At 68.3% G+C, this 10,480-nt stretch carries 10 protein-coding genes; 4 read left to right on the forward strand and 6 right to left on the reverse strand.

The window, feature by feature from the left end:
- The 6 genes from ABIR74_RS03465 to ABIR74_RS03490 form a co-directional block, all read right to left on the reverse strand.
- The coding region (locus ABIR74_RS03465) for a glycosyltransferase family 2 protein (protein ID WP_348175223.1) at positions 1 to 762 on the reverse strand (762 nt) is incomplete at its 3' end.
- A 135-nt stretch (positions 763 to 897) separates the two neighbouring features.
- Entirely contained in the window at positions 898 to 2,883 is a 1,986-nt protein-coding gene (locus ABIR74_RS03470; protein WP_348175224.1) for an MMPL family transporter, read from the reverse strand.
- A 71-nt stretch (positions 2,884 to 2,954) separates the two neighbouring features.
- A complete protein-coding gene (locus ABIR74_RS03475) occupies positions 2,955 to 4,370 on the reverse strand; it encodes a DHA2 family efflux MFS transporter permease subunit (RefSeq protein ID WP_348175225.1) in 1,416 nt (471 codons plus the stop codon).
- 84 nt (positions 4,371 to 4,454) lie between these two features.
- A complete protein-coding gene (locus ABIR74_RS03480) occupies positions 4,455 to 5,012 on the reverse strand; it encodes a TetR/AcrR family transcriptional regulator (RefSeq protein ID WP_348175226.1) in 558 nt (185 codons plus the stop codon).
- 46 nt (positions 5,013 to 5,058) lie between these two features.
- Positions 5,059 to 6,129 carry a DegT/DnrJ/EryC1/StrS family aminotransferase gene (locus tag ABIR74_RS03485; protein WP_348175227.1) on the reverse strand — a complete coding sequence of 357 codons (1,071 nt, stop codon included), beginning with the start codon at positions 6,127 to 6,129 and terminating at the stop codon, positions 5,059 to 5,061.
- On the reverse strand, positions 6,126 to 7,097 hold the full coding sequence (locus ABIR74_RS03490) for an NAD-dependent epimerase/dehydratase family protein (RefSeq protein ID WP_348175228.1): 972 nt from the start codon (positions 7,095 to 7,097) through the stop codon (positions 6,126 to 6,128). The genes ABIR74_RS03485 and ABIR74_RS03490 overlap by 4 nt, the downstream gene beginning before the upstream one ends.
- A 51-nt stretch (positions 7,098 to 7,148) precedes the next feature.
- On the opposite strand from ABIR74_RS03490, the gene ABIR74_RS03495 reads away from it, so the two are divergent.
- From ABIR74_RS03495 to ABIR74_RS03510, 4 genes are all read left to right on the forward strand, one after another.
- The gene (locus ABIR74_RS03495; protein ID WP_348175229.1) at positions 7,149 to 7,544 is read left to right on the forward strand and encodes an SSI family serine proteinase inhibitor; all 396 of its coding nucleotides are present in this window, start codon (positions 7,149 to 7,151) and stop codon (positions 7,542 to 7,544) included.
- A gap of 20 nt (positions 7,545 to 7,564) precedes the next feature.
- Entirely contained in the window at positions 7,565 to 8,776 is a 1,212-nt protein-coding gene (locus ABIR74_RS03500) for an ATP-grasp domain-containing protein (protein ID WP_348175230.1), read from the forward strand.
- Positions 8,773 to 9,417, forward strand: coding sequence for a hypothetical protein (locus ABIR74_RS03505; protein ID WP_348175231.1), 645 nt, complete (start codon positions 8,773 to 8,775; stop codon positions 9,415 to 9,417). The genes ABIR74_RS03500 and ABIR74_RS03505 overlap by 4 nt, the downstream gene beginning before the upstream one ends.
- Positions 9,418 to 9,457: 40 nt before the next feature.
- Positions 9,458 to 10,480, forward strand: a 1,023-nt coding sequence (locus ABIR74_RS03510; protein WP_348175232.1) for an ATP-grasp domain-containing protein, incomplete at its 3' end; no start/stop codon positions are given.

Consider the following 10,480-nt stretch of genomic DNA (forward strand, 5'->3'; position numbering starts at 1 on the left):
AAGCGTGCAGACGAAGCCGAGGATCACTCCCGCCCACTGGATCGGCTGCGGCCAGAAGCCCGCGAGCACGTGGAGCGCGAGGCGCGTCAACCGCAGCGGCGAGTAACGCGACGCCCCCTGGCGAGCGGCGTGGCCGATATCGACCTCGATCACCGAGGCGCCGCCCGAGAGGATCAATGCCTTCGTGAACTTCTGGCGTCCGATCGAGCCGAGCATCGGCGTCACGACGCTCCTCCGATACGCGTTGAAGGCGCAGCCGAAGTCGGAGATGTCGACGTGTGTGAAGCGGCGCAGCATCCCGTTGATCAGCCGCGACGGCAGCGTCCGGCCCCACGAGTCGTTGCGCGCGGCACGACGCCCGCTCGCGACGTCGTACCCGGCGTCGATCGCCGCAACGAGCTTCGAGATGTCCTCCGGCAGGTTCTGAAGGTCTCCGTCCATCGTCACGATGGTGTCGGCCCGCGATCTCGCGAGTCCGGCGTGCATCGCGGGGTGCTGGCCGAAGTTCCGCTTGAAGCGGATCACGCGAACACGTCGATCGGCGGCGTGAAGCTCCTCGAGGAGGGCGAAGGTGCCATCGGTCGATCCGTCGTCGACGTAGACGATCTCGAACGACCGGCCGAGGTCGGTGAGGGCATCGACTGTCCTCCGATGGAGCTCGGGGAGCGAACCGGCCTCGTTGTAGATCGTGACGACGACCGACACGTCGGGCATTGCCTCGATCGGGCTCGGACCGGTGGAGAGCGGAATCGCGTCGGTCATCGGAAGCGGAGCGTAACGACCCGCGGCACGAGCGGCGCGTCCTCTCGTAGGGGAGTCGGCGCAGCCTCTCCCGGGAGCGAACCCGGAGACGACCCGCCTCGGGAGCAGACAGGCGGGACAGTGTAAGACGCCGTACTAATCGGAGAGGCCCAGTCGAGCGTGCAGCCGCTGTAGCGGCCGCGGAGCCCACCAGTTCCACTCCCCGAGCAGCGCCATCAGGCTCGGCACGAGCAGGGCGCGGATGATCGTCGCGTCGAGCGCGACCGCGACGGCTGTCCCGACTCCGAGCTCCTGGATGAACGAGATACCGGACGTCGCGAACGTCCCGATCGCAACGCAGAAGAGGAGAGCAGCTGCGGTAACCAGGCGTCCGGTTCTCTCGAGCCCGTCGGCGACGGCCTCGCGGTTCTCGAGGCCGCCGTCGCGCGCCTCCTTGATCCGCGAGAAGAGGAAGATCGCGTAGTCCGTCGACAGACCGAATGCCGTCGCGGCGAGCAGGATCGGCTGGGTCGACTCGAGGCCAGGCAGGCCGCGTCCCCACTCGAAAACGACGACGAGGATCCCGAACGAGGCGCCGAGCGTGAGCACGTTCATCACGAGCGACTTCAGCGGCAGGACAACCGAACCGGTGAAGAGGAAGATCAGCGTGCAGGTCGTGAGCGCGAGAATCGTAAGTGCCCACGGCAGATGGGCCCCGAGGGACGCTTGCTGATCGACGAATCCGGCGGTCTGGCCGGTGACGCGCGCCTCCGGGAGTTCGGCCCGCACCGTCCGCACGAGTTGCTGCGTCCGATCGGCGAGCCCGTCCTCTCGCGGCAGCAGATCGAGGCGCCACAACCCATTCGCGATCTCCCGGGGCGGAAGAACCGCTGCGGCGCCAGGGGCCGACGCGAGGCGCGCAGTGACCTCTGTCGACGGGACCCTGTCCATGATCGCGGTGATCGGCGCGTACGTCCCCCGGATGCCGTCTCGATCGAGCGCCTCGGCGACCTGCCGCGCGCTCGACGACGTGGGAAGCGTTGTTGCATCGACGCCGACGAAGTTGACACCGAACGCCGGCAGAGCGAGGACGATTAAAAACGTGGCGGAGATCGCCGCGATTCGCCCCGGCCTTCGCATCACCCACGCGGCGAGCCGGCCCCAGCGACCGCCTGCTGGAATCTGCTGCAGGCGGCGTGGAGCGAGCGAGTCGATCCGCGGTCCGAGCCAGTAGAGAAACGCAGGCAAGGGGACGAGCGCGACGAGACCGGCAGCCAGGGCAACGAGCACTCCACCGAGGCCCATCGAGTAGAGGAACTGTTGCGGGAAGACGAGCAGGCAGCTCATCGAGGCGGCGACGGTGACGGCGCTGAAGAGGACGGTGCGCCCCGCACTTCGCATCGTCGCGGCGAGCGCCTCCGGCCCATGGCCGTGCACGGCAGCCTCCTCCCTCCAGCGCGAGACGATGAAGAGCGAGTAGTCGATCGCGAGTCCGAGCCCAAGGCCGGTGACGAGGTTCAGCGCGAAGACCGACAGCGAGTGCACCTCGATCGCGAGGCGGAGCCCGAGGAACGTGAGCGCGATCGCCCCCGCACCGACGAGAGGCGGCAGGAATGCCGCCACGAGCCCTCGGAAGACCCAGAACGAGAGCAGGAAGACGAGTGGGAACGCAATCAGCTCCGCGCGCTTCAGGTCCTCCTGGATCGCCTCGGTCACCTGCCGCGAGGCGATCGCACCGCCGCCGAGGCGCACCTGCGGAGTGCCGGCGAAGGCCTCGGTGAGACGGTCTGCGGCGTCCTTCGAGGCATCCCCACCGCGCGCCCTGAGGAACACGAGCACGACGCCGTTTCGGTCGACGACAGTACGGGCGACGGCCGGATCCTCGTCGATCCGACTCCTGATCCGCTCGACCACCTCGGGGCCGCCCGTCACGAGCGCGAGGATGCCGGGGTCCGCCTCGACACCCGTTCTCTCTTCGACCTCGACGTTCGCGAGCCGGCTCTCGGAGGAGAGGTCGGCGAACTGCTCGGAGCCCGCATCCATCTGCGGGATGACGGAGCTCCCCAGGGCGAAGGCGAAGGCGAAGATCCCGACCGAGACGAGCGTGACCGCACGGGCGCGGGTAGCGATCAGGTGAATCATGTCACCTAGAAAAGCAGGCGCAGCCGGGGCCAGGATGCACGTGGCGCCCCGACCCCGGCGATGCGCGCCGCTCAGGCGGTGTCTGCGGCAGCCGTCCGTGCCTCGAACTCCGGCCGATGCTCGCGGCGGACGCTCGGGATCGCGAACGCTGCGACCGCTCCGACGCCGACGACGACGGCCCCGATCCAGAGAGCCGGGACGGCGCCGTCGACGAACGTCTGGCCCGTCTCGTAGCCGCCGTAGCGGGCGAAGACCGACGCCAGAGCCGCGACGCCGAAGACACCGCCGAGCTCGCGAATGGCGTTGTTGGCGCCGGATGCCTGGCCCTCCTGCTCCCGACGGACGGACGAAAGCACGAGGTTCGCCATGGGAGTGAAGAACAGCCCCATGCCAACGCCCGCAAGGATGAACGGGACGATGAACGAGCTGTACGCCGCGGAGGGCGTCGTGACGAACGCGATCCACCCGAGCCCGATCGCCTGCAGCGCCAGGCCGATCCCGAGGATCCGCTTGGGGCTGACCCTGTCGGACATCGCACCGGCGAACGGCGCGACGAACATCGGCGCGAGCGTCCACGGAAGGATCCGTAGCCCGGAGCTGAGCGGCGAGTAGCCCTGGACGGTCTGGAAGAACTGCGTGAGGAGGAAGATCGAGCCGAACATGCCGAAGAACATCAGCAGCGAGGCGAGGTTTGCGAGCGAGAACGCCCTGTTGCGGAAGAAGCGCATCGGCAGCATCGGCGAGGGAGCACGCAGCTCCCACGCGATGAACGCCGCGACGAACGCGAAGCCGAGCCCGAACGCAGTGAGGATCTCGGGGCTCGCCCACCCCTGCTCGTTTCCGCGGACGAGACCCCAGACGATCCCGAACATGCCCACGCTGACGAGGCCGACGCCGGGGAGGTCGAGCTTGCCCGCCGGCCCGTGCGTTTCCCGGAGCCGGAGCAGCGCGAGCGGGACGAGGACGATGCCGATGGGGATGTTGAGCCAGAAGATGTATTGCCACGAGAAGCCCTCGACGACGGCACCGCCGACGACCGGCCCGAGAGCGATCGCGACACCGCCGATCGCACCCCAGGCGCCGAGCGCGAGACCGCGCTTCGCAGGCGGCACGGCGGCCGAGAGGATCGTCAGGGTCAAGGGCATCACGATGGCGCCGCCGAGGCCCTGCGCGGCCCGGGCGATGTTGAGGATCTCCACGCTCGGCGCAAGCGCCGCTGCGACAGAGGCGGCGGTGAAGATGGCGACGCCGATCGCGAACATACGACGGCGTCCGAAGCGATCGCCGAGCGCCGCACCCGTGAGGAGCAGGACGGCGAAAGTCAGGGTGTAGGCGTTGACAGTCCACGAGAGATCCTCGAGGGACGCGTTGAGGTCGGTGCGGATGACGGGGATCGCCGTCGAGACGACGAGGTTGTCGAGAGAGACCATGAAGAGCGCGATCGAGGTGATCGCGAACGTCCAGAGGGTCCTGCTGCGGTCGGTCATTGTCGGTGTCTTCCTTTCGAGGTCGCTTATATGCTTGTGATTAGTCACTTACTCCGGCGGGAAAAAAGAGAGTACGGACACGTCCTATTCGGTCATGCCCTTCTGGCAGCCTTCGATCAGCCTGTTCGACCACGGCTCGGGGCGCGTGAACGACTCCATCGCCATCAGGATCGTCAACATCGCGCCCTTCGAGAAGAACGCGCTCACGGCCTCCGGCGACTCACCGGAGACGCGCTCGGCGAGATCGACGAGGTCTCGCCAGGCCGAGCGAACGACCTCGCAGATCTCGGGGTCATCGCAGGAGGCCCAGCACTTGAGCATGAGCATGAGCCGATCCCGGTCGGTCATCACCGATTCGTACGCTTCGCCCATTGCGTGCAGGGCGTCCATCCCGGTCTTGCCGCCTGCCGCCTCCGCGAACACCTTGTACAGATCGTCGATCGTGCGTTGGGACGTTGCGAGGTACAGCTCCTTCTTCGTGCCGAAGAGGCGAAAGAGGTACGGCTGCGAAATGCCGGCCGCCCGGGCGATGTCCTCGGTCGACGCGCCGTGGAGCCCCTTTCGCGCGAACTCGACCGTGGCGGCGTCGAGCACGGCAACGCGGCGTTCGTCGGCGGTCTGGCGGGGAACGGTCGCACTCATAGTAGTGAGTATTCACTTACAAGAGGCGCTTGTCAAGTCTGGTGGCCTAGACGAACCGCGCGAGTGCCTCTGCGACCCGGTCGCAATCCGCCTCGGTCATCGCCGTCGCGAACGGCAGCGCGAGCGCTCGCGCGAAAGCGCGGTCGGCGCCGGGAAACGGGCCCTGCTCTCGATAGGCACCGAGGTGGTGGAGCGCGTACGTCCCGATCTGCACCTCGATCCCCTCTGCCCGGAGCGCCGTCAGCGCCTCGTCGCGGCGGTCGAGCTGAACAACGTAGGCCTGCCAGCCGTGGCGATCACCGTCGGCGGCACGTGGGGTGAGGACGAGGTGCTCGAGCCGCTCGGTGTACCACCCGGCAACCCGCTCCCGGGCGGCGAGCAGCTCGTCGAGCCTGGCAACCTGGGGGATCCCGATCGCGCAGAGCAGGTCGGGCATCCGGTAGTTGAGCCCGGGCTCCGGAATGTCGTAGTCGCCGCTCGTGACGATCCCGTGGTGGCGGAAGCGGCGAATCGCGTCGGCGAGTTCGGGGTCGCTCGTCGTCACGGCGCCGCCCTCTCCCGTTGTGACGATCTTGCGTGGGTGGAAGGAGAGGCAACCCATGATCCCGAGCGAACCGCACAGCGTGCCGCGGTAGCGCGCACCGAGAGCACCTGCTGCGTCCTCGACGAGCGCGACGTCGTCGGGCACGACTCCTTTCAGTTCCTCCCAGGGAACCGGACGACCGAAGAGATGGACGGGGATTACCGCCCTGGTTTGTTGCGTGAGCGCGGCAGCCACGAGGCCGATGTCGAGGTTGAACGTGTCGGGATCGACGTCGACGATCACTGCCTTGCCCCCGCACAACTCGACGGCGTTTGCGGTCGCGGGGAAGGTGTACGCCGGGACGATTACCTCGTCACCCGGGCCGATCCCGAGCGCCATCATCGCGAGGTGGAGCGCCGCGGTTCCGGAGGAGACCGCTACCGCGTCCGCCGTTCCGCACGCGCCGGCGAGCGCGCACTCGAGCTCGCCCACCTTCGGGCCCATTGTCAGCATCCCGGTCGCCACGACCTCGGCGACCGCGGCGAGCTCGGCCTCCCCGACGTCGGGACGCGCGAGGCGGATCGGCTCGCTCACGTGCCCGAGGGGCGGTTCGTCCGGAACCAGTCGATCGTGCGCTCGAGACCCTCGTCGAGCTCGACCCGCGCCTCGAATCCGAGGAGCTCACGCGCCTTGCCCATGTTCGGGATCCGGAGCTCGACGTCGACGTAGTCGAGCGGGGTGAAGACGATCTCGCCCTTCGCACCCGAGAGCATCTTGATCCGCCGCGCCAGGTCGTAGATCGTGACGGCGGAGCGCGCGTTGCCGATGTTGAAGCTCTCGCCAACGGCGTTCGGGTGCTCGAGACCGAGCAGGGTTCCCTCGACCATGTCGTCGACGTAACACCAGGCACGGATCTGCGAGCCGTCGCCGTGGATCGTCAGGTCACGACCGTCGAGCGCCGCTTCGATGAAGGCGCGGATCGCGCCGCCGCCTATCTGTCCGGGGCCGAAGATGTTGAACGGTCGCACGGAGACGGTGGGAAGGCCGAACTCGGCGTGGTACGCATGCGACATGTGCTCGCCCGCGAGCTTCGAGACCGCGTACGTCCAGCGCGCCTCCTTGACGGAGCCGATCGTCGTCACCTGGCCCTCACCGACGTTGAAGGCGTGGGCACCGAAGACCTCGCTCGTCGAGAACTCGAGCATTCGCTCGACCGTGTCCTTCGTCGCGAGGGCCGCCTCGAGCGCGTAGTAGGTGCCGATCATGTTGACGCGCATCGTCCGCACCGGACTCGCGAGAACGGTGTCGACGCCGGCGATTCCCGCTGCGTGGACGATGTGGGTCGCTCCTCGCATCGCCTCGGTGAGCCCCTCGACATCCATGACGTCGCCCTGAACGAAGGTGAAGTTGGGGTGATCGCCGAGGTCGGTGCCCGAGAGAACGTTGCGGTGGAGGTTGTCGAAGGCGATTACCTCGTTTGCGTCGACGAGCCGGCGTGCGAGCGTCGTGCCGATGAAACCGGCGCCGCCCGTGATCACGATTCTCTTGCCGCTGAGCCCCACGCGGCGAGTCTAGCCCTGAATGATCCCTATCCGCGACGTATCCTTACAGCGATGCGTCTTGGAATCGGGCTGATCTTGATCGCGGCGGCATGTGCAGCGTTTCCCACCGCGGCGTCCGCCGGGGCCATTGCCCTGAAGATCATCTTCCGTGCGACGCCGACGTCGGCACCTCAGACGCTCACCCTGCGGTGCGGCTCGATGCCGACCGGATCGGTCCCGTCCCCGGCAGCGGCCTGCCGCCGGCTGCAGTTCCTCGGGCCTGCCGCGTTCCGGCCGACGCCGCCTGACACCGCCTGCACTGAGATCTACGGCGGCCCTTCGACCGCACGCGTCACGGGCACGTACTTAGGGTCGCGTCTGTGGGTGCGCCTCGGCCGAGCGAACGGCTGCGAGATCGGCCGCTGGCAGCGAGTGGCGTTCCTGCTTCCGCGCCCGGGCGCGCCCTGACGTCATCTAGCATCGGGCCGGTGAAAACCGTCCTCTTCGTCGGCGCCGGGCGCCACCAACGCCGTGCGATCCTGCAGGCGCGGGAACAGGGCATCCGGGTCGTCGCGGTCGACCGGAATGCGGACGCAATCGGCCTCCAGGCCGCCGATGTCGGCGAAGCGGTCGACTTCACCGACATCGACGCGGTGACGGAGGTCGCTGAGCGCCATGGCGTCGACGGGGCGTTGACCGTCTCGGCAGACCGCGCAGTTCCGATCGTGGCCGCCGTGACCGAGCGCCTCGGCCTGCCGACGATCGGTACGGCGGTTGCGCACCGGATGCGGAACAAGATCGTCATGCGCCGAGCATTCGCGGAAGAGGGAGTGCCGCAACCTCCGTTCGCCGCCGTCCGCTCGCTCGTCGAGGGCAGGCGGGCACTCGAGACGGTCGGCTTTCCCTGCGTTCTGAAGCCGGCCGACTCGGGGGGCCAGCGGGGCATCTTCCGGATCGAGAGCGAGGACGATCTCGACCGGCATCTCCACGCTTCGCTCGTCGAGTCCGCAGAGCAGGAGTGCATCCTGGAGGGGTTCGTCGAGGGCACCGAGATGAACGGGATCGTGATCGCGCGTGGTGGCAAGGCCGAGGTGGTGACGCTGTCGGACCGGCTCCGCCCACCGGGGATCGGCTTCGGCGTCGGCTGGATTCACGTCTATCCCGCGTCGACCTACGGGTATCAGCTCGAGCTGTGTGAGAAGGTCGCGACCCGCGCCGTCGAGGTGCTCGGCCTCCGCGACGGGATCGCGTTCCCGCAGATCATCGCGCACCCGGACGGCTCGGTCGCCGTCGTCGAGGTCGCCGCGCGGATCCCGGGCGGCCAGATGGCCGATCTCGTCCGCCATGCGACCGGAGTCGATCTCGTCGATGTCGCGCTCCGGTTCGCGCTCGGGGAGCCCGTCCCCGACGACGTTGCGCGCCCGCAGTTCCAGCAGCCACTCGCAATCCGCTTCCTCACGGCGGAGCCTGGCCCTCTTCCCACAGGGCGCGTCACGCGCATCGGGTCGCTCGAGCCCGTCCTGTCGGCGGAAGGAGTCGTGCAGGCAGACATCTACCTGCAGGTCGGTGAGACGATCCGGCCGGTTCGGCTCGACGGCGATCGCCGCGGGTACGTGATCGCCGTAGCCGACACGAACGTGGCTGCGCTCGACAGGGCCGAGGCGGCTGCGCGCCTCCTCACCGTCGAGGTCGCACGGTGAGTTGCGGGTTTCACCTCGCGCACTACGCGGAGATCCTCGAGGCCGCGGCGAGTGGCGGCTACGCATTCGCTCACTTCGAAGGGGCGCCCATGGAAGGGACAGTGCTCCTTCGCCACGACGTCGACCTCTCGCTCGACGCGGCAGTGCGCATGGCGGAGATCGAGCATGACGCGTCCGCGACCGCGACGTACTTCCTGATGACGGAGTCCGTGTTCTACAACCTCGACTCGAGCGAGGGCGTCGCCGCGATCGCGCGACTGCGCGAGCTGGGCCACCGGGTCGCACTGCACGCCGTCTATCCGAATGCGCCGGCCGACGATCGCTTCGTCCCCGTCGTCGCCTGGCACAATCCGGACCCTGACTACATGCGTTCACCTCTGGCCGACGGCCGGATCAACGTGATGCAGGCGCCGTGGTTCGATCCGGCAACGTACCGCTCGGATTCCAACCAGCACTGGCGCTCTGGCTGTCCGCACGCCGACTTGCGAGACGGCGCTTTCCCGTGGCTCCAGCTCCTCACGCATCCCGAGATCTGGGCCTATCCCGGAGAGACGATGGGGCAGACGATGCGCGCGATGCTGGAAGCCGAGAGGGTTCGCCGTCTTCAGCAGCTCGCAGACGACCGGATCGACCTCGGGTGATCTCTCACGCACACCCAGTCTGCGGCAGACTGGACAGCGCATGACGCTGAGGCCGATCACCGTCGTCGTCACCGCCTCGGGCGCGCCGGGGACCGCGGCCCTGCTGCGGGGCCTGCGGGAGAATGGCGAGCGCGAGGTCCGCCTCGTCGGCACCGACATGTCCGAGCGCTCGGTCGGGCGCCATCTCTGCGACGCGTTCCACCTCGTCCCCTCAGGCGCCGATCCCGGGTTCGCGGACGCGATCCGCGCGATCGTGGAGCGCGAGGGTGCGCACTGTGTGCTCCCGCAGTCGTCCTTCGACCTCGAGGGCCTCGCGGAGCACCGGGACTCGTTTCCGGCACCCGTGCTCGTCTCGAAGCCCGACGCGATCTTCCGCTCGAACGACAAGGCGGAGACGTACGAGTTCCTCCACCGGCTCGGGCTGCCGGCGCCCGCATTTCGGCGCGTCAACGGCGCGAGCGAGGTCGACGCAGCGGCGCGCGAGCTCGGCTACCCCGACGTACCCGTTTGCTTCAAGCCAGTGTTCTCCTCCGGCTCGCGTGGCTTCCGGATCCTGGATCCGACCGTCGACCGCGCGCACCAGTTGCTGAACGAGCGGCCCGGTTCCGTTGCGATGCGGCTCGAGGAGGCGGTCGAGCTTCTGCCCCCCGAGGGCGGCCCCGACCTTCTCGTGATGGAGCTCGCGACCGGCGGCGAGCGCACGATCGACGGGATCGCGGACGGCGAGCAGATCCTGCTCGGACATCCGAAGACGCGCGAGGCGATGCGGGCGGGCCTCGCGATGTATTTCGTCACGCTCGAGGACGACGCGCTGATGGAAGTCGCGAACCGGATCGTGGCCGAGCTCGAGATCGAGCACTTCTTCAACATCCAGCTCGTCGGCGACTACGTGATCGAGATCAATCCGCGCATCTCGACGGTGGTCTATCAGGAGGACCTCAACATCCCGTACCTCGGCGTCAAGCGGGCGCTCGGCGAGATCTCGGCGGACGAGCTCGTGGCGCTCCGGTCGCGGATCAGGCCCGGGCGGACGGCGCTGCGCTACTTCGACCAGCTCGAGTGG

The sequence above is a fragment of the Gaiella sp. genome, assembly GCF_039915195.1.
In the GTDB taxonomy this organism is placed as follows: domain Bacteria; phylum Actinomycetota; class Thermoleophilia; order Gaiellales; family Gaiellaceae; genus Gaiella.